At 64.4% G+C, this 21,896-nt stretch carries 20 protein-coding genes; 7 read left to right on the forward strand and 13 right to left on the reverse strand.

What is annotated here, in order from left to right; genetic code table 11:
• Positions 1-48 precede the first annotated feature (48 nt).
• The gene (locus SUTH_RS12320) at positions 49-1,584 is read left to right on the forward strand and encodes a class I adenylate-forming enzyme family protein (protein ID WP_041099611.1); all 1,536 of its coding nucleotides are present in this window, start codon (positions 49-51) and stop codon (positions 1,582-1,584) included.
• Here the strand turns inward: SUTH_RS12320 and SUTH_RS12325 are convergent.
• Positions 1,571-2,806, reverse strand: coding sequence for an MFS transporter (locus SUTH_RS12325; protein ID WP_041099613.1), 1,236 nt, complete (start codon positions 2,804-2,806; stop codon positions 1,571-1,573). The genes SUTH_RS12320 and SUTH_RS12325 overlap by 14 nt on opposite strands.
• Positions 2,807-2,938: 132 nt before the next feature.
• On the opposite strand from SUTH_RS12325, the gene SUTH_RS18550 reads away from it, so the two are divergent.
• Complete coding sequence (locus SUTH_RS18550; RefSeq protein ID WP_052473599.1) at positions 2,939-3,610, forward strand: hypothetical protein; 672 nt, start codon at positions 2,939-2,941, stop codon at positions 3,608-3,610.
• Between the two features lie 7 nt (positions 3,611-3,617).
• On the opposite strand, the gene SUTH_RS12335 is transcribed toward SUTH_RS18550, so the two are convergent.
• The 3 genes from SUTH_RS12335 to clpB are packed head-to-tail and all read right to left on the reverse strand — an operon-like array spanning position 3,618 to position 6,879.
• The gene (locus tag SUTH_RS12335) at positions 3,618-4,007 is read right to left on the reverse strand and encodes a type II toxin-antitoxin system death-on-curing family toxin (protein ID WP_041099615.1); all 390 of its coding nucleotides are present in this window, start codon (positions 4,005-4,007) and stop codon (positions 3,618-3,620) included.
• Entirely contained in the window at positions 4,004-4,228 is a 225-nt protein-coding gene (locus SUTH_RS12340; RefSeq protein ID WP_041099617.1) for an AbrB/MazE/SpoVT family DNA-binding domain-containing protein, read from the reverse strand. Before SUTH_RS12340 ends, SUTH_RS12335 begins: the two co-directional genes overlap by 4 nt.
• Positions 4,229-4,284: 56 nt before the next feature.
• Positions 4,285-6,879, reverse strand: coding sequence for an ATP-dependent chaperone ClpB (clpB, locus tag SUTH_RS12345; RefSeq protein ID WP_041099619.1), 2,595 nt, complete (start codon positions 6,877-6,879; stop codon positions 4,285-4,287).
• Positions 6,880-7,094: 215 nt separating this feature from the next.
• On the opposite strand from clpB, the gene SUTH_RS18555 reads away from it, so the two are divergent.
• Both SUTH_RS18555 and SUTH_RS12355 read left to right on the forward strand, forming a co-directional pair.
• Positions 7,095-10,919 carry a PAS domain S-box protein gene (locus tag SUTH_RS18555; RefSeq protein WP_171817361.1) on the forward strand — a complete coding sequence of 1,275 codons (3,825 nt, stop codon included), beginning with the start codon at positions 7,095-7,097 and terminating at the stop codon, positions 10,917-10,919.
• Positions 10,916-11,857, forward strand: a complete 942-nt coding sequence (locus SUTH_RS12355) for a diguanylate cyclase (RefSeq protein ID WP_148312927.1) — start codon at positions 10,916-10,918, stop codon at positions 11,855-11,857. Before SUTH_RS18555 ends, SUTH_RS12355 begins: the two co-directional genes overlap by 4 nt.
• Positions 11,858-11,875: 18 nt before the next feature.
• Here the strand turns inward: SUTH_RS12355 and SUTH_RS12360 are convergent, their stop codons facing one another.
• Entirely contained in the window at positions 11,876-12,238 is a 363-nt protein-coding gene (locus SUTH_RS12360; RefSeq protein ID WP_041099621.1) for a DUF1304 domain-containing protein, read from the reverse strand.
• A 161-nt stretch (positions 12,239-12,399) separates the two neighbouring features.
• On the opposite strand from SUTH_RS12360, the gene SUTH_RS12365 reads away from it, so the two are divergent.
• Positions 12,400-12,921 (forward strand): phasin family protein, encoded by a 522-nt coding sequence (locus tag SUTH_RS12365; protein ID WP_041099623.1) that lies wholly within the window; start codon positions 12,400-12,402, stop codon positions 12,919-12,921.
• Positions 12,922-13,078: 157 nt separating this feature from the next.
• On the forward strand, positions 13,079-13,429 hold the full coding sequence (locus SUTH_RS12370; RefSeq protein ID WP_041099625.1) for a CZB domain-containing protein: 351 nt from the start codon (positions 13,079-13,081) through the stop codon (positions 13,427-13,429).
• A 27-nt stretch (positions 13,430-13,456) separates the two neighbouring features.
• Here SUTH_RS12370 and SUTH_RS12375 read toward each other — a convergent pair whose 3' ends face one another.
• The 8 genes from SUTH_RS12375 to SUTH_RS12415 all read right to left on the reverse strand — a co-directional run bounded on the left by SUTH_RS12375 (position 13,457) and on the right by SUTH_RS12415 (position 20,497).
• Positions 13,457-13,969 (reverse strand): molybdenum cofactor biosynthesis protein MoaE, encoded by a 513-nt coding sequence (locus SUTH_RS12375; protein ID WP_041099627.1) that lies wholly within the window; start codon positions 13,967-13,969, stop codon positions 13,457-13,459.
• A gap of 1 nt (position 13,970) precedes the next feature.
• Positions 13,971-14,222 (reverse strand): molybdopterin converting factor subunit 1, encoded by a 252-nt coding sequence (gene moaD / locus SUTH_RS12380; RefSeq protein WP_041099629.1) that lies wholly within the window; start codon positions 14,220-14,222, stop codon positions 13,971-13,973.
• A 4-nt stretch (positions 14,223-14,226) separates the two neighbouring features.
• Positions 14,227-15,429, reverse strand: coding sequence for a molybdopterin molybdotransferase MoeA (locus tag SUTH_RS12385; protein ID WP_041099631.1), 1,203 nt, complete (start codon positions 15,427-15,429; stop codon positions 14,227-14,229).
• The gene (gene mobB, locus SUTH_RS12390) at positions 15,426-15,947 is read right to left on the reverse strand and encodes a molybdopterin-guanine dinucleotide biosynthesis protein B (protein WP_041099633.1); all 522 of its coding nucleotides are present in this window, start codon (positions 15,945-15,947) and stop codon (positions 15,426-15,428) included. The genes SUTH_RS12385 and mobB overlap by 4 nt, the downstream gene beginning before the upstream one ends.
• A 136-nt stretch (positions 15,948-16,083) precedes the next feature.
• Complete coding sequence (locus tag SUTH_RS12395) at positions 16,084-17,373, reverse strand: hypothetical protein (RefSeq protein ID WP_041099635.1); 1,290 nt, start codon at positions 17,371-17,373, stop codon at positions 16,084-16,086.
• Positions 17,366-19,330: an ATP-dependent DNA helicase gene (locus SUTH_RS12400; RefSeq protein ID WP_041099637.1), complete on the reverse strand. Its 1,965-nt coding sequence runs from the start codon at positions 19,328-19,330 to the stop codon at positions 17,366-17,368. Before SUTH_RS12400 ends, SUTH_RS12395 begins: the two co-directional genes overlap by 8 nt.
• 686 nt (positions 19,331-20,016) lie before the next feature.
• Entirely contained in the window at positions 20,017-20,277 is a 261-nt protein-coding gene (locus tag SUTH_RS12410) for a type II toxin-antitoxin system RelE family toxin (protein ID WP_041099641.1), read from the reverse strand.
• Positions 20,264-20,497, reverse strand: a complete 234-nt coding sequence (locus SUTH_RS12415; RefSeq protein ID WP_041102286.1) for a CopG family transcriptional regulator — start codon at positions 20,495-20,497, stop codon at positions 20,264-20,266. Before SUTH_RS12415 ends, SUTH_RS12410 begins: the two co-directional genes overlap by 14 nt.
• 305 nt (positions 20,498-20,802) lie before the next feature.
• Between SUTH_RS12415 and SUTH_RS12420 the strand changes: the two genes are divergently transcribed.
• Entirely contained in the window at positions 20,803-21,894 is a 1,092-nt protein-coding gene (locus SUTH_RS12420) for a 4Fe-4S dicluster domain-containing protein (RefSeq protein ID WP_197539583.1), read from the forward strand.
• The last annotated feature ends 2 nt before the right edge of the window (positions 21,895-21,896 follow it).

Below are 21,896 nucleotides of genomic sequence, written 5' to 3' on the forward strand. Positions count from 1 at the left end.
TCGCATTTCCAGTCGAACAATCCTCGCCGACGAACACGGAAACCGACAATGGAACTCTCATCCCTGCTGAGCCATCACGCACGCTACCGTCCGCATGCGACGGCGGTGGTCTTCGGACAGCAACGGCTGGATTACCGCGACTTCAACGCCCGCGTCGACCGCGTGGCGCACCTGCTGCTCGGGCTGGGCGTAAAAAAAACCGGGCGCGTCGCCACCCTGCTGCCCAACACGCTGGAACTGCTGGAAACCTACTGGGCCTGCGCCCGGATCGGCGCCGTCGCCGTGCCGCTTTCGCCGCTGCTGACCGGGGTCGGCCTCTCCAGCCTGATCAACGATGCGGGCGCGGTCTGCCTCGTCACGCAGAACAGCCTGCTGCCGGTGGTCGAAGCCGTGCTGCCACGGCTGTCGACGCTGGCGCCGCCGCGCATCCTGCTGATCGACGGCGACCAGCCGCCCTGGGGCAGCTACGCCGCGCTGGCCGCCGCCGCGCCGGAGGACGAGCCGCCAGCCGCCGGCGTCACGGGCGACGACCTGATCAACATCATGTACACCTCGGGCACCACCGGCCTGCCCAAGGGCATCATGCACAGCCATCGCGTGCGCGCCATGTACGCGCTGCTGCTGGGCGCCGCCTGGCGCATGACGCCGGAATCGGTGGTGCTGCACAGCGGCGCCATCGTCTTCAACGGCGCCTTCGTCACGCTGATGCCGGCCTTCCACCTCGGCGCCACCTACATCCTGCTGCGCCAGTTCGACGCCGCGGAAATGCTGGCCACCATCGCCCGGGAAAAGGTCACACACATCATGGTGGTGCCGGCGCAGATCATCGCCCTGCTCGACTCGCCGGATTTTGATCCCGCAAAACTCGCCTCGCTGCAGATGATTCTTTCACTCGGCGCGCCGCTGCCGCAGCCGCGCAAGGACCAGCTGAACCAGCTGCTGCCCGGACGCTTCCACGAACTCTACGGCCTCACCGAAGGCTTCCTCACCATCCTCGACCGGACCGATGCGGTGAAAAAGGCCGGCTCCGTCGGCTGCCCGCCGCCCTTCAGCGAAGTGCGCATCGTCGATGAACAGGGCCGCGACCTGCCGCCGGGCCAGGCCGGTGAAATCGTCGGCCGCGGGCCCTTCGTCATGCAGGGCTACTGGGGCAAGCCGCAGCTCACGGCGGAGGCCCTGCGCGACGGCTGGATCTTCAGCGGCGACATCGGTTACCTTGACGACGAGGGCTACCTCTACCTGGTCGATCGCAAGAAGGACATGATCGACTCGGGCGGAGTGAAGGTCTATCCGCGCGACATCGAGGAGATCGCCGCGCGCCACCCGGCGATAGCCGAGGTCGCCGTGTTCGGCATTCCCCACGAAACCTGGGGCGAAACGCCCGTCGCCGCCGTGGTATTGAGAGTCGGCGCTGGCGCTACGGCGGACGAACTGCGCGACTGGATCAACGAACGCGTCGCGGCGCGCTACCAGCGCGTCCAGACAGTGATCATCAAACCGGAATTCCCGCGCAACGCCGCAGGCAAGACGCTGAAGCGCGACATGCGCGAGCCGTACTGGGCCGGACGCGCTAGCCGGATCTGAGCGCGGGCCGACCAACGCGGCGGCCCATGGCCAGCACCGTCAGCACCGCCAGCACCTGCAGCAGCGCCACGCCCGGCAGCACGCCATCGCGGCCGCCGGCATCGAGCAGCATGCCGAAAGCCAGCGGCCCCAGGGCCAGGCCGACATCCAGACCGGAATAGACGAAGCCATAAACGCGGCCGAAGGCCGGCGACGCATTGCCGCCGGCCAGCGAATCCGTGGCAACCCGGCGCACCAGCAGGTCGCGCGAGGGACCGGCGAGGCCGACGCCGATGCCGATGCCGGCCATCAGCGGAATCACGCTCCAGGCCGCGGGAAGCCCGCTGGCCAGCACCGCGGCGAAAACCGCGGCGGCGATCAGTGCGCCGCCGACGGTACGGTCATGTGCCTGCACCCGCACGGCAACGAAACCCCCGATCACCATGCCCGCCGCCGACCCCAGCAAATAGCCGGTCAGCGCGGCCACCGCGGTCGCCGGCGACAAACCGTAGATCCCGCCCAGCACCGGCGCGGAAAAACTCTGCAAGCCGCCGAAGGCCGCCGTGATCAGCAGGAAGAACATGAAGGCGAGCCAGATCGCCGGAGCGCCGAGAAAGCCGAAGGTCGCCCCCGCCGCCGTACCGCCAGCGCCGACTCTTGCCACATCGTCGTCCAGCAGCGGCTTTGCCATCTGCAGCGCGGCGACGGAACACAAGGCCACCAGCGCGGCGGCAATGCCGGCCCCGCGCCATCCTGCCCAGGCCAGTGCCATGCCCGAAATCGCCGCGCCGATCGCCCAGCCCAGGTTGCCCGAGAGCCCATGCACCGAAAACGCATAGCCCAGGCGCGCTGGTGACACCTTCTTGTTCAGCAGGGAGAAGTCCGCCGGATGGAACACCGAATTGCCAATGCCGGCGAGCGCCACCGCCAGCAACAGCATCGAATAGTTGGCCGCCGCCGAAAGCGCCAGGCCGGAGGCCGCCAGCAGGCTGACGCCGGCCATCAGTACCCGGCGCGCGCCGTAGCGATCGACCACGATCCCGGCGAAGGCCTGGCCGACGCCGGAAATGGTGAAAAACACGGTCATCAGGAAGCCGGCCTCGGTATAGCCGAAACCGAAGTCCGGCATCAGCAGCGGAAACAGCGGCGGTAACAAAAGATGGAACAGATGCGAGGTGGCGTGGGCGACGCCGACCAGCGCAATCACTGCCGCATCCGCACGCACGGGTGAATTGGGGATCATCGGTCGATGCTAACCGAAATCCGCGACTGAAATATCTGCTGACACTCCTTAACAGACGGTGCGCAAATCCCTGCCTATCGTGCAGCTCATGGGCAGCGCCGGTGCGCCACCCGACAACCCGAGGAGATGAACATGAACAGGAAGACCCTGCAACTCAGCATGCTCGCCAGCGCACTGCTGGCCCTGACCGCCATCGCGACGCCGGCACGTGCCGACGAGCGCAATGCCGGCTTCGAATGGTTCCAGGACCATCGCGAAATCCGCCGCGACAACCGCGAGATCCGCCAGGACGTCCGCGAAATCCGGCAGGACCGGCAGGAACTGCGCGACGACTATCGCGAACTGGCCGAAGACCGCGCCGACTACCAGCGCGCCAAGGCCGCGGGCGACGTCGCCGGCATGCGCCGCGAGCGCATGGAAATCCGCAGCGACAAGCGTGAAATCAGCCGCGACCAGGCCGAACTGCGGCGCGACCAGCGCGAACTGCGCCACGACGTACGCGAACGCCGGCAGGACGGGCGCGAGGCTCGCCGCGACTACCGCCAGGACCAGCACTCCGGACAGTGGAATCAGGCACACCGCGGCTGGGGAGAACACCGCCAGGATTTCCGCGAAGCCCGCCATGAGTACCGCCAGGAGCATCAGGGCATGCAGACCAGCCCGGCGCAGCGCGTCAATTGGCAAGCACCGAACCAGCAGCACTACAGCCCGGCCGCCGGCAACGCGCAAGGTCGCGGTCGGCAGAGCAACGACGGCAATCATTTCGGCCAGCAGCAGGGCCGCGGCAACGCCCGGCGCGGCTGAGTGCCGGTCAGGCGTTGCGCTTCACCAAGTGCCCACGCAGCCAGCCGGCGAACTCGATTTCTTCAAGCTCGCCGGCGGCGAGCGATAGCATCGCATGGGTTGCCTCTGCCTGGGTCGCGGCAAGGCGATAGCCGTTCAAGGCGAGAAACAAACCGACCGAGAGAAATGCTGCCCGCTTGTTGCCATCGACAAAGGGATGATTCTGCGAAATCCCCGAGCCGTAAGCAGCGGCCAAGTCGGCTACGTCCGGACTGCCATATGCCGCCAGATTTTTTGAACGCGCCAAGGCGGAATCGAGCAAGCCTTCATCGCGCATGCCCGCAGCGCCGCCATGTTCGGCCAAACTCTCGCCATGCAGCAGCAGCAGCGCCTGCTTGCCTATCCAGCGCCAGTTCACTTGGCTAGCGCGTGGAAGGTGTCGCGGAACTCGCGCATGAAATCGCGACCGGCCGTCATCTGCTCTTCAAGCGCCGGATCATAGGGTGTGACAACGTAACCTTCGGGAGTCTCGGTCAGGAAAACCGACTCGCCCTTCTCCACTTTCAGGTTCGCAAGTACCTCCTTCGGCAGGATGACGCCGACGGAATTGCCGATCTGGGTGAGTTTGAGGATGTGCATGGCGGGCTTCAGCGAAGTTATAACATACGTTATACTACGCTGAAGCCACCCCGATTTCAAGCCTTGTTGAAGCTCAAAGTCCCCTTGGCGACTTCCACTTTGACGTTGTCTTTCGCCCCGAAGCTGCCGTCGAGGATCAGCCTTGAAAGCGGGTTCTCGATACGCTCCTGGATCGCCCGCTTCAAGGGCCGCGCGCCGAACACCGGATCGAAGCCGGCTTCCGCCAGCAAGGCAAGCGCCGCGTCCGACACCTCCAGCGTCATATCCAGTTTCGCCATGCGCTTTTCCAGGTACTTGAGCTGGATCCTGGCGATGCCGGCGATGTTCTTTTCGTCCAGCGCATGGAACACCACGATCTCGTCGATGCGGTTTACGAACTCCGGGCGGAAATGCGTCTTCACCTCGCCCATCACCGCCATCTTCACCACCTGATAGTCCGAGCCCGACATCTGCTGGATCATCTGCGAACCCAGATTGGAGGTCATCACGATCACGGTGTTCTTGAAGTCCACGGTGCGGCCCTGGCCATCGGTCATGCGGCCGTCGTCGAGCACTTGCAAGAGCACGTTGAACACGTCCGGATGCGCCTTCTCGACTTCGTCGAAGAGGATCACCGAGTAGGGCTTGCGCCGCACCTGTTCGGTCAGGTGGCCGCCCTCCTCGTAGCCGACGTAGCCGGGCGGCGCGCCGATCAGGCGCGCGACCGAATGCTTCTCCATGAACTCGCTCATGTCGATGCGGATCAGGTGGTCCTCGGCATCGAAGAGGAATTCGGCCAGCGCCTTGCACAACTCGGTCTTGCCGACACCGGTGGGGCCGAGGAAGAGGAAGGAGCCATAGGGGCGGCTTTCCTCGGAAAGGCCGGCGCGCGAACGGCGGATGGCGTCCGAGACCAGGCGCACGGCTTCGTCCTGGCCGACCACGCGACCGTGCAGCTTGTCTTCCATTTTCAGCAGCTTGTCGCGCTCGCCCTGCATCATTTTCGACACAGGAATGCCGGTGGCGCGCGAAACGACCTCGGCGATCTCCTCGGTGCCGACCTGCGTCCGCAGCAGACGGTTTTTCGCCGTACCGCCAGCGCCGACTCCCGAGGCCGCAGAGTCGGCGGCCTTCAACTGGGCTTCGAGCTTGGGCAGCTGGCCGTATTGCAGTTCGGCGAGCTTGTCGAAGGCGCCCTTGCGCTGCAGCTCGGCCATCTGCACCTTGAGCTTGTCGATTTCTTCCTTGACGTGGGCCGAGCCCTGCACCTGGGCCTTTTCGGCGCGCCAGATCTCGTCGAGGTTGGCCAGCTCGCGCTCGAGCTTGTCCATCTCGTCCTTGATCAATACGAGGCGCTTCTGCGAGGCCTCGTCCTTTTCCTTCTTCACCGCCTCGCTCTCGATCTTCAACTGGATCAGGCGGCGGTCGAGCTTGTCCATGACTTCCGGCTTGGAGTCGATTTCCATCTTGATCTTCGCCGCCGCCTCGTCGATCAGGTCGATGGCCTTGTCCGGCAGGAAGCGGTCGGTGATGTAGCGATGCGAGAGTTCCGCCGCGGCGACGATGGCCGGGTCGGTGATGTCCACGCCGTGGTGCAGCTCGTATTTCTCCTGCAGGCCGCGCAGGATGGCGATGGTCGCCTCCACGCTCGGCTCGTCGACCTGCACCTTCTGAAAGCGGCGCTCCAGCGCGGCATCCTTCTCGATGTACTTGCGGTATTCGTCGAGCGTGGTGGCGCCGATGCAGTGCAGCTCGCCACGCGCCAGCGCCGGCTTCAGCATGTTGCCGGCATCGATCGCGCCCTCGGCCTTGCCGGCGCCGACCATGGTGTGCAGCTCGTCGATGAAGAGGATGATGCGGCCCTCGTCCAGGGCTACTTCCTTCAACACGGCCTTGAGCCGTTCCTCGAATTCGCCGCGATACTTGGCGCCGGCCAGCAGGCCGGCCATGTCGAGCACCAGCACGCGCTTGTTCTTCAGGGTTTCCGGCACCTCGCCATTGACGATGCGCTGCGCCAGGCCCTCGACGATCGCGGTCTTGCCGACGCCGGGCTCGCCGATCAGCACCGGGTTGTTCTTGGTGCGGCGTTGCAGGATCTGGATGGAACGGCGGATTTCATCGTCGCGGCCGATCACCGGGTCGAGCTTGCCCAGCCGGGCGCGTTCGGTAAGGTCGAGGCAGTATTTGTTGAGCGCTTCGCGCTGGCCCTCGGCCTCCTGCGAGCCGACGCTTTCGCCGCCGCGCACGGCCTTCACCGCATCTTCCAGCGCCTTGCGGTTCAATCCCGCCTCCTTCAGCAGGCGGCCGGCCTCGCCCTTGTCCTGGGTCAGGGCCAGCAGGAACATTTCGGAGGCGATGAACTGGTCGCCGGCCTTCTGCGCTTCCTTGTCGGTGACATTGAGCAGGTTCGCCAGATCGCGGCCGATGCTGACCTCGCCACCATGGCCTTCGACCCTGGGCAGGCGCTCCATGGCCTTGGCAAGCTGGGCCTTCAGCCCGCCGACATTGGCGCCGGCGCGCGCCAGCAACGACGCGGTGCCGCCGTCCTCCTGGTTGAGCAGGGCCAGCAGCAGGTGCAGGGGTTCGATGAACTGCTGGTCATTGCCGACCGCCAGGCTCTGGGCGTCGGAGACGGCCTGCTGGAACTTGGTGGTGAATTTGTCAAAGCGCATGGGATAAGCCTCGGAAATTTGTCATTGGACCGAACATGGGGATTGCCGGTCGAATTTCAATCCACGCCCAAAGTGATATGTTTACATCTTTCCCGTCCGCCCCGTCAGCCGTGACCGAATCGCCGCCTCCCCCCCGAACCAGGCCATTGCTGCGCGGCGTTCATGTACCTGCCATATGGACGCTGCCGGTTCTGCTGATTGTCGGAATCGGACTCTTGCTCGGCTGGAGCACCCACCAGAGCTATCAGAACACGCTGGAACAGGAATATCGGCTGCTCGAAGCGCAGGCGCGCACGGCCGACGCGCAGATGGCCGGGGCCTTGCGCGGCGTTGACCTCCTGCTGCAACGGATCATCGAAGAGCGGCTGGAAACGCCGGCGCCGAAAGCCGCCGATCTCGAACGCTTTCACCTGGAAAGGATGAAGTTCTTTCCCGAGATCAGGTTTGTTCTCACCACCGACAGCAAGGGCCGCGTCGTGACGGCGAGCAGCAGCATCGATGCCGGCACCGCCGACAAGGTCCGCGGCATTGACGTCTCGCAACGCGAATATTTCATCGCGCATCGGGATGCGCAGGGTGACGCCCTTGATCGCCACATCATCTCGCGCCCCATTACGACCGCGGTCAGCGGAATTACCACCATCGTCGTTTCACGGGCGATTCGCGGCCCCGGAGGCCGCTTCGAGGGCGTGGCGGTGGCCACCCTGGCGCCGGCGTATTTCCATTCCGTGCTTGAACCGATCCTGCCGGGCGATGCCGGCCAGGCCCTGCTGGTGAATGTGGATGGCGATGTCCTCTATGCCCTTCCCGACCCGTCCCTGATCGGCAAAAGCATCGCCGGCGGACAGGCATTCAAAGACCACCTGAAGGCCGTGGATCGCGTCACTTACCACCTGAACCCCACGGCAATCGCCGGCAAGGAACGTATCAGCATCCTGCGCCGGATGGAATATCCGGATCTGCTGGTGATCGTCTCGCGCGATGCCGACGCAGTGTTCAAAGTCTGGCGCCGGAACGCATTCCAGCGCGGCTTTGGATTCTCCGCTGCCGTCATCGGTACACTGTTTCTGGCCTGGCTGGCGAACCGGCGCCAGCGCGAGGCCTTCGCCGCCAAAGGTTTCTCGGAACGGCTGATCGATACCGCCAACGTCATGGTGGTCGGTCTCGACAGCGAAGGCCGGGTAAGTATTTTCAACGAAGCGGCCGAACGGATTTCCGGCTACCGAAAAGATGAAGTGCTGGGCCGCAACTGGTTCGAACTGGCCGTTCCCAGAGAACGCTATCCGCAGGTCTGGGAAATATTCTCCCGGCTGACAGCCGACGGCGACCTGCCGCGCACCTTTGAAAATCCGATTCTGACCAGGGACGGACAGGAGCGCGTGATTGCCTGGCAGAACAATGTCGTCGCCGACCCCAGCACGCCCTCCCGGACCGTTTCCTTCGGCATCGACATCACCGACCGCAAACGCGCCGAAGAAGCCCTGACGCACTCGGCAGACACCTTGCGCCGGGCGCAAAACGTCGCCCATGTCGGCAGCTGGCACCTTGATGTCGGCACCAATATCCTCGAATGGTCGGAGGAAACCTACCGGATTTTCGGCATCCCCCAGAACAAGCCGATGGCACTGGAAGACTTTGTCGCCACGATTCATCCGGATGACCAGGGACCTACCCTGGAAGCATGGAACCGGGCGCTGAAAGGCGAGCCTTACGATATCGAACACCGGATCCTGGTGAATGGCCAGGTTCGCTGGATCAACGAAAGGGCCGACCTGGTATTTGACCAGGGCGGCCATCTGGTCAGCGGCCTCGGCACGGCGCAGGACATCACCGAGCGCAAGCTCGCCGAGGAGAAGATTCGCCAGGGCCAGCAATATCTGCGGCAGTTGATGGATGAATCGCCCCTGCCCATGCTGATGCTGCTGGAGGACCGGGTAGACTTCATCAACCATCGCTTCACGGAGACGCTCGGCTACACCCTGGACGACATTCCGGATGCAGCCCACTGGTGGCCGCTGGCTTACCCGGATCCGGACTATCGCCGTCAAGTGCGGGCAAACTGGGACCGGCGCGTTGAAGAAGCCCGGCAGCACGGAACCGCCGTCACGCCGGCGGAAGTGACGGTCGTTTGCCGCAACGGTGAACACCGGATTTTCGATATCCGCCTGACCACCATCGGCGAGCGCAGCCTGGTGGTCTTCGTCGACCTGACCGAACACCGCCGCACCGAGCAGGAACTGCGCAAGGCAACCGAAATGGCGGAGAGCGCCAGCCGGGGCAAGAGCGAATTCCTCGCCAACATGAGCCACGAAATCCGCACGCCGATGAACGCCATCATCGGGCTTTCCCAGCTCGCGCTGAGCGAACAGCTCGACCCGACGTTGAAGGACTACCTGAACAAGATACACGGCTCGGCGCGTGCCCTGCTTGGCATCCTCAACGACATCCTCGACTATTCCAAGATCGAGGCCGGCCACCTGCACGTCGACCACATAGAATTCTCCCTCGACCAGGTCTTGCAGAACATTTCGACGCTGTTCTCGCTGAGCACCGAAGAGAAAGGCCTGCAACTGGAACTGTCGGTAGCGCCGGATGTGCCCCGGCAACTGATCGGCGACCCGCTGCGACTGACGCAGGTACTGTCCAACCTGATCAGCAATGCCATCAAATTCACGCCGCACGGCAAAGTGGCGATCGCGGTAAGCAGCATCGGCCAGACCGAAAATGTCGCCAGGCTGCGTTTTACCGTCAGCGACTGCGGCATCGGCATCAGCAAGGAAACGCTGGCACGGCTGTTCCAGCCCTTTGTCCAGGGCGACAGTTCGATCACCCGGCGCTACGGCGGCACCGGCCTCGGGTTGACCATTACCCGGCGCCTGGTCGACCTGATGCGCGGCGAGCTGCACGTCGTCAGCGAGGAAGGAAGCGGCAGCGCCTTCACCGTGGAAATCGCCTTCGGCCTGGCCCATGCCGCGACAATCCCGGCCCCGGCGCCGGACTCCGGCCGATCGCTGACGGGGCTGCGCGTGCTGGTGGTCGAGGACAATCCGATCAACCGGCAGGTGGCACAGGAATTCCTGCGCCGCAAAGGGGTTCAGGTCGTCACGGCGGGAGACGGCGAGATTGCCCTGCGGCTGCTGGATGTGGAGAAATTCGACGCCGTGCTGATGGACGTGCATATGCCGAACATGGACGGTCTCGAAGCCACCCGCCGGCTTCGGTTCGACCCCCGCTTCGTCGCGCTGCCCGTGATCGCGCTGACTGCCGCTGCCATGGACGATGAAAGGGAAGCCTGCATGCGGGCAGGCATGAACGATTTTGTCGCCAAGCCGATTGAGGTCGAAGAGCTCTTCGCCACCCTGCTGCGCTGTTTGCCCGAACGGCCGCCAGCCGTCGACCCGGCATCCGGCACAGCAGGCGCAGAGCCCCGTGCAGCGCATTTGACGGCTCTCATCCAGGGCTTCGACATGCGCCGGCTGAACGATATCGTCGATGGCGACCAGGACTTGCTGCGCGGCCTGTTGCAGGCTTTCCGCGACGACAATGCCGACGCAGCCGAAACCATCACAGCCCATCTCGCCGCCGAATCCGAAGAAGACGCCTTGCGCCTGGCCCACACGATCAAGGGCTCCGCCGCCAATCTCGGCGCCATGCAACTTTCCAGGGCGGCACAAGCAGTCGAACAGTTGCTGCGCGCGGGCGCGACGACCGAAACCCTGCAAACCGCGCTGTTCAATCTGCGCAGCGAACTGGCAACGGCGCTCGATGGGGCGACAGCCTTCCTGGCGCGAACCGAGACGCCCGCCGCGGGACCCCGCGAGCGGCTCCCGGATCCGGAGGCGGCGCTGGCGCTCTGCAAATCGCTGTCAGGCTCGATCCAGGACCATGAACTGATTCCTCCCGCGCAACTGGCGGCCCTGAAGTCGGTGCTGAACGGCTGCGCCGGGGCGGCAAGCCAGAGGCTTGAAGCAAGCCTTTCGCGTTATGACTTCGCAGAAGCGCAGAAGGCGCTGGCGGCGATCGAACTGGAGATACGATGAGTTCCGAAACGCACCCGGCACCAGCACCCGATCCGATGCACGCCATGCCGCTGGTGCTGATCGTCGACGACCAGATCAGCAACATCAAACTCCTGAGCGCGATCCTCGGCGACGACTACCGCATCCGTGTCGCCACCAACGGTCTCGATGCGCTGAAACTGGCCGAAGCCGCGCCGCAACCCGATCTGATCCTGCTCGACATCATGATGCCGGACATGGACGGCTACGAGACCTGCCGCCGGCTCAAGAGCAACTCCGTCACACAGAACATTCCCGTCATTTTCGTCACCGCCCTGAGTTCGGAGGCCGATGAAGAGCGCGGCCTCAACCTCGGCGCCATCGACTACATCACCAAACCGCTCAGTGCGCCCGTGGTGCGGGCGCGCGTGCGCAATCACGCCGTCCTCAAGCGCAAGGCCGATCTCCTCGAATCGCTGGCCCACATCGATTCGCTGACCGGCATCGCCAACCGCCGCCGCCTCGATCACGCCCTGACCCAGGAGTGGCGTCGCTGCCTGCGCGCCGACGAGTCGCTGGCGCTGCTGATGATCGACATCGATGCCTTCAAGGCCTACAACGACCACTATGGCCACGGCCGCGGCGACCTCTGCCTGACAAAAGTCGCCGGCACCCTCGCCGCCGGCCTGCAGCGCCCGGCAGACCTGGTTGCGCGCTATGGCGGGGAGGAGTTCGCCGTGCTCCTGCCGGACACCGATCTCGTTGCCGCGGCGCTGATTGGCGAACGACTGCGCCAGCAGATCGAGGCGAAGCAAATACGGCATGCACCGGGACAACGGCACGAGTTCGTCACCATCAGCGTCGGCTGCGCCGCGTTACCGCCGGCTGACGCGCTGAAGACACAGGACCTGATCGACATCGCTGACAGGAATCTCTACACGGCCAAGAATACCGGCCGCAACCGGGTCTGCGCCGGCTGAAAACTCCCCGGCGCCAAACTACCTTGCCAGCAGGGTCAGCAGCGCGAGCAGCGCCGGTCCGCCCTGTATCCATGCAATGGTTTTCCTGACCGTCAGTCCGCCATAAACGCCGGCAACGATTACGCACCCGAGAAAGAACATCTGGACATGAATGCCGGCCGCAACGTCCGGGTAGATCAGCCCCCAGAGCAAGCCGGCGGCGAGAAAGCCGTTATAGAGTCCCTGGTTGGCCGCCAGCACCTTCGAGGCCTCGGCCCGCTCCGCGGTATTGCCGAAAATCCTGAGCCCCTTCGGCCGGGTCCAGAGAAACATTTCCAGGTAAAGAAAGTACGCATGTTCGAGCGCCACCAGCAATACCAGGACGATGCTCAGCATTTTCATGGTTCACTCCTTGTTGTAATGGCCCGCAAGCTTCAGTATGGTTGACAACGAGGTGTCCCAACAACATCCGATGCCAATGTGATGCATGTTGATTTAGATCAGCCTGTCGCAAGTCATTGGTGGTATTTTGGTTTTACCGGGTTAATCACAGGAGAAATATCATGCCAGGCAAGGTCGAACAATTCAGCGAACTGCACCGCAAGAACATGGAAGCCGCCATGCGCATGGCCCAGCTTTCGATAGAGAACTCCCAGCGCATCATGGCGCTGCAATCCGAACTGGCTAAGGAAATGTTCCAGAGCGGCGTGGAAAACGCCAAGGCGCAGAGCGGCGCGCGCGATCCGCAGGCAATGATGGCCTTGCGTACCCAGTACGCACAGGAAACCACCCGACGCATGGTGGCGGCCGCACAGCAGATCGCCGAGATCAGCAATGCCGCGCGGGCCGAGTTTTCCCGGCTGGTGACCGAACAACTGGCCTCCGGCAGCCAGGACATGACCGAATCCATGCAGACCTTCATGAAAAGCCTGCCCGGCCAGACGCCCAACATGATGGAATCCTTCCAGCAGGCCATCGCCACCGCCAATCAGGCTTTCGAGCAGATTTCAAAAGCGTCGACGGCGGCCATGACCAGTGTCGGCGAATCGGTCAAAAAGGCCACGGGCGGCGCCAAACGCAAGTAGTCGGGACGCTGCTCCATCAACGGCCGACCACTCGCGTGGTTGGCCGTTTGCGTTTTCGCTCGCCGCCGCGACCCATTGAATATGTCGTTCGTAATAGAATTTACTCACTGCAAAGAACGCAAGCGACGGCCATGCCGAAAATGGGGGAAGGCGAAGAATGAATTTTGACGATGCAATCGCGGCCCACATCACGTGGAAGGTCCGGCTCAGCCAGTTCATCGAGGGTACCCGTAGCGACAGCATCAGCAGTGCCGACGTCGAGCAGGACAATCGTTGCGACCTGGGAAAATGGATCCACGGGGAAGGCGCGGCGTTCAAGGCAGCGCCCCACTATCAGGACCTGATGGACAAGCACGCCCACTTTCACAAGTGCGCCGCGGAAGTCGTCAGGAAGGTTGAAAGCGGCGACAGGGATGGCGCCAGGCTGGCCCTGCGCGACTTGTCCGCCCAGTCGCGGGAAACCGTGGCGGCAATAATGGAACTCAGGAAGGACGTCGCGAAACGCTGATTCATCCCGCGCCGGGAGGGAAGCCTTTCAGCGATTCCAGCGCCCTGCGGCGTGATCGTCGCTTTCGCGGGCATCCACCCAGTGTCCGCCTTCCGGAGTTTCTTCCTTCTTCCAGAACGGCGCCCGCGTCTTCAGGTAATCCATGATGAATTCGCAGGCGGCAAAGGCCTCGCCACGATGGGCCGAGGCCACCGCGACGAAAACGATGCGATCGCCCGGCAGCAACCGGCCGACGCGGTGGATCACCCGCACGCCATAAATATTCCAGCGCCCGCGCGCCTCGGTGACGATGGCGTCGAGCGCCTTTTCGGTCATGCCGGAATAGTGTTCGAGGGTCATCGCCTGCACCGCCGCCGTCTCGCCAGCGCCGTCCGCAGGGGATACCGCCCCCGGCTGCGCCGGAGGCATAACTGTTGCAGCCTTGTCGGCTCGCACCAACCCGACGAAACTGGCTACCGCCCCGACATCGTCGCGCCCGGCAGAGAGCGCTGCGATCTCCGCGCCCGCATCAAAGTCGGCTTCCTGCACGCTGACCGACATGTCAGCCACCCGTGACCGGTGGAAAGAACGCTACCTCGTCGCCGGCCTTGATCGCTGCCTCGGGACCGACCATTTGCTGGTTCACCGCCGAGCGCAGGTTCTTCATCGTCGCCAGCGCCGACCACGCTTCTCCGCGCGCCGCAAGATGATCGCGCAGCGCGCCGACCGTGCCGACGCCGGCAGGCAGGGCGAGCGATTCCGACCCCTTACCCAGGGTCTCGCGCAAGCCGGCAAAGAAAAGCACCTTGATCATGAATTCAATATAGCAGTTCGGAGAACGGCAGGAAACGCAGCGTGTCGCCGCGCCGGATGGCCTGTCCCGGCGGATTGTCGATCAGGCCGTCGGCCCAGGTGCAGGAGGTCAGCACACCCGAACTCTGGTTGGCGAACAGTTCCAGCCCGCCTTGCGCATTGATGCGGGCGCGGAGGAACTCGCGCCGCGGATCGCCCTTCCACTCGCAATCGGCGCGCAGCGATTGCGCGCGCGGCATCACGCTCGCCGCGCCCTGCGCCTTGAGGATGAAGGGCCGCACCAGCATGATGAAGGTGACGAAGCTGGACACCGGGTTGCCCGGCAGGCCGATGAAGGCCGCCGCGCCCACCCTGCCGAACGCCAGCGGCTTGCCCGGCTTGATGGCGATCTTCCACAGGTCGAGCGCGCCCTCGGCCTCCACCGCGGGCTTGACGTGGTCCTCCTCGCCGACCGAAACGCCGCCGCTGGTGAGGATCAGGTCATTGGCCGCCGCCGCCTCGCGCAAGGCGGCACGCGTGGCTTCGCGGTTGTCGGGCACGATGCCGAGGTCCGCGACCTCGCAGCCGAGCCCTTCGAGCAGGGCGCGCAGCGTGTAGCGGTTGGAGTTGTAGATGCCGCCGGGCTTGAGCGGCTCGCCGGGCATCGCCAGTTCGTCGCCGGTCGAAAACAGCGCGACGCGCAGGCGCCGGAACACCGCGAGCCGCGCCGCGCCGACCGAGGCGGCGACGCCGACGTGAGCGGCAGACAAGCGCGTGCCCGCGGCCAGCACTTCGGCTCCTGCGGCGATGTCCTCGCCGCGGCGGCGTATCCACTCGCCGGGGTGCGGCACATGATTCACCGTCACGCTGCCGTCCTCCAGCGCGCACAATTCCTGCATCACCACGGCATCGGCGCCGGCCGGCAGCGGCGCCCCGGTGAAGATCCGCGCCGCCGTTCCGGCAGCCAGCACATGCCCGACGCTGCCGGCGGGAATGCGCTGGGCCACGGCGAGCCGCGTTCCGGCCGTCGGCACATCGGCGCAGCGCACCGCGTAACCATCCATCGAGGTGTTGTCCAGCGGCGGCACGTCGATCGCCGAGCGCAGGCCCTGCGCGAGGATGCGCCCCGCCGCCGACTGCGTCGGCACGGTCTCCGTCTCGCGCAGCGGGTCGGCTCCGGCCAACAGGCGGGCCAGGGCTTCTTCGAAATAAAGCATGTTTCGGCTCATCGGAACCCCTGGTGGCGCAGAATGAAATCGGCAATCGCGTCGCGATCGTTGAGGTCGAGTATTGGCAAGCCGGTCGGCAGTTCGGTCTGCGCGGCAACCGCGTCCGGCTCGTCGGTCGCCACGGCAACGATGGTTTCCACCCCGCTGCCGGCGATCAGCGGCTTGCCGACCGAAGGCCGATGCACTTCCAGCTTGGGGATCGGCGTGTGCTTGAAGCCCTCGACCAGCACCAGATCGCATTCCGAAAAGCGCGCGATCTGTTCCTCCAGCGAAGGTTCCGGCGCGCCGCGCAATTCGTGCATCAGCACCCAGCGCTGGTCGGAAATCAGCAGCACCTCCGAACAACCGGCCTCGCGCAGGCGGTAGGAATCCTTGCCCGGATGGTCGATGTCGAAACGATGGTGCGCATGCTTGATCAGCGAGACGCGCAAGCCTGCCGCCGTCAGGCGCGGGATCAGGGTCTCCAGCAGCGTGGTTTTGCCCGAGCCGGAATAGCCGGCGAGACCGAAGACTTTCATTCAATAAACCTCAGGCCAATCCGCAGATGACGCAGATTACGCGGATAAAACAACCAGACGGCCAGGCCACACCCCGCTCCATCTGCGTCAATCGGCGAAATCTGCGGATCAAATGCCTTTCGCTGATTCATGTCCGTCAAAGCACCGAAGGCACGGTCAGCACCGGGGCAAAGCCGCCGCCGGGGGTGCGGAAATTGGTGGTCTGCCCCTGCCACAGGCGCGCGGCGATCAACTGCACATGCCCGGCATAGACGTAGTTGCGCAAATCGAGCTTGAGTTCCACCGGCGCCTCAGCCACCTTCAAGGTGCGCGACGACGGCGGCACCAGCGCCTGCGCGATGTAGCTGCCGGCCAGCACTTCGTCGAACACCCGTTTGGTGATCTTGTCGCCGCGATACGCCGCCTTGGAACCGTAGCCGGCGGCCGGCTTGAAGAACAATGCCTTGCGCCGAGCCCAGAGATCGTCGGCATGTTGCGGCAATACCAGTTCGGTGCGCGGAATGTTCGCCGTGAGCGTGGCGCGCGTCCCGGCATCGACGCCCCAGCCCGCCAGCACCGCATCATCGGACAAGGCCACCAGGTTGCGCTTGTCGGCATACAAGGCATGGGCCCGCGGATGCGGCGTCACCACGGTGGCATCGGCAAGGTAAGCCTCGCGCAGCGCGCGGCTTTCCGGCGCTTCCAGCGCGAAATCGGTCAGCCGGTTGTAGACCAGGTCGATGCGGTCGGCGCCGTGCCACAGGGCGCCGTCGCGAAACGCCAGTTCCTGCGGATCGCAGATCACCGCTCGAATCCCGGCGCGCTCGAACAGGCGCCGGAACAGGACGAACTCGGGATAGAGGTATTGCGTCTGCGGCGCTTCGTCGACGATCGCGATGCGGGTCAGCGGTGCATCCGAAAACGCCCGCCATTCGGCGCGAAACATCTCCAGGAACAGATGCTCCGGCGTGTCGCCGGCCAGATCGCCGGGCAGCAGCGCTTCGACGTCGTCGCAGCAGGCCTTCTGCGCGCGCGCCAGCAAGGCATTGAGCAGGCCGCCGCCGGCATTGGTATTGATCTCGATCAGTTGCGGGCCGAAGTTGCCAACCCCGTTGCCGAGATGGAAGTCGTAGCCGAGGAACACGCCGCGCGACGCCGTCGGGTGCCGCGCGATTGCCGGCGCATGGGCCAGAACATGTTCGCGCCAGGCGGGCAGCGCCACCACCCGCTCCACCGCCGCAACCAGGCACGCCATGCGCTGCACGTGCTCGGCACTGACAAACACCACCGAGGCCGAAAACAGGTGCGGCCGCCCCGCCATCACTTCCTCGTGAAAACCCGGGCTGACCCGCTCCAGTTCCGCCGCCAGCCCCTCGCGGTCGAGCGAGACGCATTGGCAGCCGGCGTTCAGCCGGTCCGCGAGTTCGATGCTGGCATGGCTAGTCATGCCGCGATTCTACCGGCACCACAGCCTCGAAAAATGCCTCCACCTCCGCCACGTCGCGCGTGCGCCGCATCGGCGGCAGCGAACGCCAGATCGCCTTGCCGTAGGGTTTTCCGGTCAGGCGCGGATCGCAGATCATCAGCACGCCGCGATCACTCTCGTCGCGGATCAGCCGGCCCGAGCCCTGCTTCATGCTGATCACCGCGCGCGGCAACTGGTATTCCATGAAGGGGTTGCGCCCCGCCGCGCGCAGGCGGTCGATGCGCGCCGAAAGCACCGGGTCGTCGGGCGGCGCGAAGGGCAGCTTGTCGATCACCACCAGCGACAAGGCCTCGCCGCGCACGTCGACGCCTTCCCAGAAACTCTGGCTGGCAACCAGGATCGCGTTGCCAAGGAAGCGGAAGCGCTCCAGCAGTTCGGTGCGCGAGCCCTCGCCCTGCATCAGGAGCGGCAGGTCGAGCCCATCGGCCGCGAGCTTTTCCTGCAGCAGTTCGCGAATGCGGCGCATCGCCCGCAACGAGGTGCACAGCACGAAAGCGCGCCCGCCCGAGGCGCGGATTGCCGGCCACGCGGCTTCCGCCACGGCTTCCTGGTAAAAGGCGCTGTTGGGATCGGGCATGCCCGGCGGTGCATACAGCAAGGCATTCTTCTCGTAATCGAAGGGGCTGCCCCACACCGCGGTATCGGCTTCCGCCAGCCCCAGTTCGCCGCAGTAATGCGAAAAATTGTTGCCCACGGCGAGTGTCGCCGAAGCAAAAATCCAGGCGCGCGGATGACCTTCCATCTGGCGCTGGAAAATCGGCGCGATGTCGAGCGGCGTCAGGTTGAGCGACATGGCCTGCGAATAGACCTCGACCCATTTCACGACATCGCCCTCGCCGCTGCCGCCGCGCCAGCGTTGCAATGCCAGCGCCAGCTCCTGCGTGCGGCGCAGGCAGTTGGCGAGGCCTTCGCCGCGCTCGGCCTGGGTTTCCAGATGGCGCCCGAGTTCCTTGATGGCGGCCGCCAGGCCCTGCAGGGCGTCGTCGAATGCCGCATCGCTTTCCAGGCGCGCCGCCGGCAGTCGCTGGTTCTCGCCCTTCACAGCCAGGCGCAGGTCGCGCGCGGCCTTGTCCAGCGCCTGCGCCGCCTCCTGCAGCGGCGGGTAATCCTTCGCCGCGACGACGGCCTCGTTGCGCGTATCGCGCGCCAGCTCGATGACCTGGCTGGTCGACACGCTCTCGCCGAAGAACAGCCCCGCGACCTCGGGCAACTGGTGCGCCTCGTCGAAGATGATGGTGTTGCAGGCCGGCAGCAGTTCACCCATGCCCTCGTCCTTCAACATCACGTCGGCGAAGAACAGGTGATGGTTGACCACCACCACGTCCGCCGTCAGCGCATCCTGGCGCGCCGCCAGCACGAAGCATTCCTTGACGTTGGGGCATTCCTGGCCGAGGCAGTTCTCGCGCGTCGACGTGGCCTGCGCCCAAGCCCCGGAATCCTCGGGCACATCGATGCATTCGGCCTTGTCGCCGGTCCGGGTGCGTTCGGCGAAGCGGGCGATCTTGCGCAAATGCGCCGCCTCCTCGCGCGAAGCCAGCCGGCCCGCGCTCATCGCCCGCTCCAGGTGATACGGGCAGACATAATTGGCGCGCCCCTTCAGCAGCGCAATCGTGGCGCCGACCTTGAGCGCGTCGCGCACGGTGGGCAGGTCGCGATTGAAGAGCTGGTCCTGCAGCGTCTTGGTGCCGGTGGAAACGATCACCTTGCCGCCCGAGAGCAGCGCCGGCGCGAGATAGGCAAATGTCTTGCCGGTGCCGGTGCCGGCCTCGGTCACCAGCGCCAGGTTGCCCGCGATGGCCGCGGCTATGCGCTGCGCCATCTCCAACTGCTGCGGCCGTGGGCGAAAGCCTGGCACGGCGGCGGCGAGCGGCCCCTCGGGGGCGAAGATGCGCTCAATTTCGTGGATGGGATCGGACATGGCGGGCGCGGCATGGTAGCACGCGGGGCAAAGCGGGAAGGCCAGGAGTCGGTGCTGGCGGTACGGCGATCAGGCTATCTTCAAATCAATTCGAAGCTGCCCCCAAATCGGTGAGCATATCCAAGCTATCGCTAAGGCGATTTCATAAGAGATCGAAAGAGCCCCGAGACTTCCTTATGTATAACCCTGGATAGCATGGTCTGCGCCTCAATCTCGGTTCGGATATCAAGAACCGCCCCCGCCGTTCGTGAATGAACAACATCACTCCTGCGACCGTATATCTCCCTGAAATGCTGCCGAAGCTCAACCCTCTCCGACGCGATCTGCCCCATTAGATACGCGTATCGATCTGCGAGCCGATCCGTTAGCGGCACTGTCCGCGAATTCTCGTCATCGCCAAGAATGGCTTCCAAGCCAATGCAGCGCTGAAGAAATGCCACAGTGTGATTGTCGGCTGTATCAGCATCGAAATACCATTCCAACGCAGCGCGAATACGTTCGGCATCCTTGTGGGATTCACTAAGAGACTGTATGCCCAGTCAATCGACGCGAGCAATTGTAGCGAACGGAACTTAACGATAAGAGGCCGACTTCAGTATTAGTTTGCGCGACATTAGAGGTCTCCAAGAAGTCGGCGCTGGCGCCACGGCGGCCCAGCGCACTATGCAAGCCAGATTGCGCTTCGACTAGTCCCGATAAACCTCACGCCTGTGCCCGACCTTCACGACTTCGACCACCACTTCCAAGTCGAGTATTTCGTAAAGAATCCGGTAATTCCCTTGCCGGATCCGATAGCGCTCCTGGGCGGAAAGCTTTTCGCAGCCGACGGGACGGGGATCGTCGCGCAGCGACTCGATCCGCTCCAGGATGCGGCGCAAATCCGCCTTCGGAATGTCCCGCAGGTCCTTTGCGACGGAGGTCTTGAACCTCAGTTCATATCGAGCCATCGGCTTTCAGCCTGGCCAGGAACTGTTCGTAACTCATGGTCTTTTCTTTTGCCCGGCCGGAAAACGCGGCCAGGTCTTCCTCGTCTTCCCGCAACGATGCCCGGACGGCGTCATTGACGATCTCGGACATCGAGCGATGCGCGGTCGCCGCCTTGAGGCGCAGCGCCTGGTGCAGCCCGGGTTCGAGGTACAGCGTGGAACGAATGGCTTGGGTGGTCATGGTCATCTCCAAAACGTCGTGACGTTTTAGCAGTATATCACCAAGCCTGCTTGCCGGATAGATCGTCCATGCGACCTCTTCGCGCACGTCGTGCCGCAGAAATCCATCGCCGCAATGCTTGCGGAAATCCCCGTTGAAACAGAAAAATAAACTGACTGGCTCCTGCAACTTTGACCTCGATCAATTACAGGAAATCCGATGTCGGTTATATCTCTCAAGTTAGCTTTTTGGGCGGCAAGACAATCCGGATTCCGATCGCCGGAACTTGCGCTGAATATGAAAACATCCCCTGACTGGAGGACAAAGTGACCCCTGACAAGAGCCCCTCGGCCGATCCCGCCCAGGAAAAACCTTCCCACAGCCCGACGCAAGCGGCGTCGGCGGATCCTTCCGCGCCGGGCCCGACAACCTCGCGCCGCGGCTTCCTGAAAGCGGGCGGTGCCCTCAGCATGTCGTCGCTGATGGGCACCGCGGCACTGATGACCCAGTCCGACGATGCCGCCGCCGCCACCGAATGGGCCGAGCATTTCCAGAAGAACTACCGCCTGATGACGGACGCGGAAAAAGCCGAGGCACGCACCCGGCTCGAACGGCGCTACTCCTCCGAGTACGGCAAGAAGGTCACCGTCGATACCACCGGGCCGCAGCCGGGCGTGCTCATGGGCTACGCCCTGAACATCCGGAAATGCATCGGCTGCCGCCGTTGCGTCCATGCCTGCGTCGAGGAAAACAACCAGTCGCGCGGCACGCGGCCCGGGGAAAAGATCGAGTGGATCCAGGTGCTCAGGATGGAGCGCGGCGAGTTCGCGAAGGACAAGATGAACCAGGGCTATCCCGAAGGGCTGGGCATCCAGGTCGGCGGCAACGCCTACACCCCGGCCGGCCAGGTGCTCGAAGGGCAATACCGCTATGAACCCGAGGCCGTCCCGGAAAAGGACGCCACCTACATGCCGATCGCCTGCATGCAGTGCGAGAAGCCGCCCTGCGTCAAGGTGTGCCCGGTGCGCACGACTTACCGCGAGGCCGACGGCCCGGTGGTGATCGACTACAACTGGTGCATCGGCTGCCGCATGTGCATGGGCGCCTGCCCCTACTGGGCGCGTCGCATCAACCTGACCACCCCGGTGCTGCCCAAGGAGGAAATGAACCCGGTGACGCATTACCTGGGCAACCGTCCGCGCATGCGCGGCGTCGTCGAGAAGTGCCACTGGTGCCTGCAGCGCAGCCGCCAGGGCCGCTACCCGGCCTGCGTCGAGGTCTGTCCGGTGGGCGCCCGCAAGTTCGGCAACCTGCTCGATCCGGAAAGCGAAGTGAGCAAGATCCTGGAGCGCAAGAACGTGTTCCGCCTCAAGGCCGAGCTCAACACCTTCCCGAAATTCTTCTACTTCTACGATTGAGG

Origin of the sequence: Sulfuritalea hydrogenivorans sk43H (assembly GCF_000828635.1) — a bacterium.
GTDB classification, from domain to species: Bacteria; Pseudomonadota; Gammaproteobacteria; order Burkholderiales; family Rhodocyclaceae; genus Sulfuritalea; species Sulfuritalea hydrogenivorans.

What these genes read in the sequence shown, in the direction of transcription:
- SUTH_RS12320 (WP_041099611.1), top strand. Translation starts at nt 49, where the DNA reads ATGGAACTCTCATCCCTGCTGAGCCATCACGCACGCTACCGTCCGCAT.
- SUTH_RS12325 (WP_041099613.1), bottom strand. Translation starts at nt 2,806, where the DNA reads ATGATCCCCAATTCACCCGTGCGTGCGGATGCGGCAGTGATTGCGCTG.
- SUTH_RS18550 (WP_052473599.1), top strand. Translation starts at nt 2,939, where the DNA reads ATGAACAGGAAGACCCTGCAACTCAGCATGCTCGCCAGCGCACTGCTG.
- SUTH_RS12340 (WP_041099617.1), bottom strand. Translation starts at nt 4,228, where the DNA reads ATGCACATCCTCAAACTCACCCAGATCGGCAATTCCGTCGGCGTCATC.
- clpB (WP_041099619.1), bottom strand. Translation starts at nt 6,879, where the DNA reads ATGCGCTTTGACAAATTCACCACCAAGTTCCAGCAGGCCGTCTCCGAC.
- SUTH_RS12355 (WP_148312927.1), top strand. Translation starts at nt 10,916, where the DNA reads ATGAGTTCCGAAACGCACCCGGCACCAGCACCCGATCCGATGCACGCC.
- SUTH_RS12360 (WP_041099621.1), bottom strand. Translation starts at nt 12,238, where the DNA reads ATGAAAATGCTGAGCATCGTCCTGGTATTGCTGGTGGCGCTCGAACAT.
- SUTH_RS12365 (WP_041099623.1), top strand. Translation starts at nt 12,400, where the DNA reads ATGCCAGGCAAGGTCGAACAATTCAGCGAACTGCACCGCAAGAACATG.
- SUTH_RS12370 (WP_041099625.1), top strand. Translation starts at nt 13,079, where the DNA reads ATGAATTTTGACGATGCAATCGCGGCCCACATCACGTGGAAGGTCCGG.
- SUTH_RS12375 (WP_041099627.1), bottom strand. Translation starts at nt 13,969, where the DNA reads ATGTCGGTCAGCGTGCAGGAAGCCGACTTTGATGCGGGCGCGGAGATC.
- moaD (WP_041099629.1), bottom strand. Translation starts at nt 14,222, where the DNA reads ATGATCAAGGTGCTTTTCTTTGCCGGCTTGCGCGAGACCCTGGGTAAG.
- SUTH_RS12385 (WP_041099631.1), bottom strand. Translation starts at nt 15,429, where the DNA reads ATGAGCCGAAACATGCTTTATTTCGAAGAAGCCCTGGCCCGCCTGTTG.
- mobB (WP_041099633.1), bottom strand. Translation starts at nt 15,947, where the DNA reads ATGAAAGTCTTCGGTCTCGCCGGCTATTCCGGCTCGGGCAAAACCACG.
- SUTH_RS12395 (WP_041099635.1), bottom strand. Translation starts at nt 17,373, where the DNA reads ATGACTAGCCATGCCAGCATCGAACTCGCGGACCGGCTGAACGCCGGC.
- SUTH_RS12400 (WP_041099637.1), bottom strand. Translation starts at nt 19,330, where the DNA reads ATGTCCGATCCCATCCACGAAATTGAGCGCATCTTCGCCCCCGAGGGG.
- SUTH_RS12410 (WP_041099641.1), bottom strand. Translation starts at nt 20,277, where the DNA reads ATGGCTCGATATGAACTGAGGTTCAAGACCTCCGTCGCAAAGGACCTG.
- SUTH_RS12415 (WP_041102286.1), bottom strand. Translation starts at nt 20,497, where the DNA reads ATGACCACCCAAGCCATTCGTTCCACGCTGTACCTCGAACCCGGGCTG.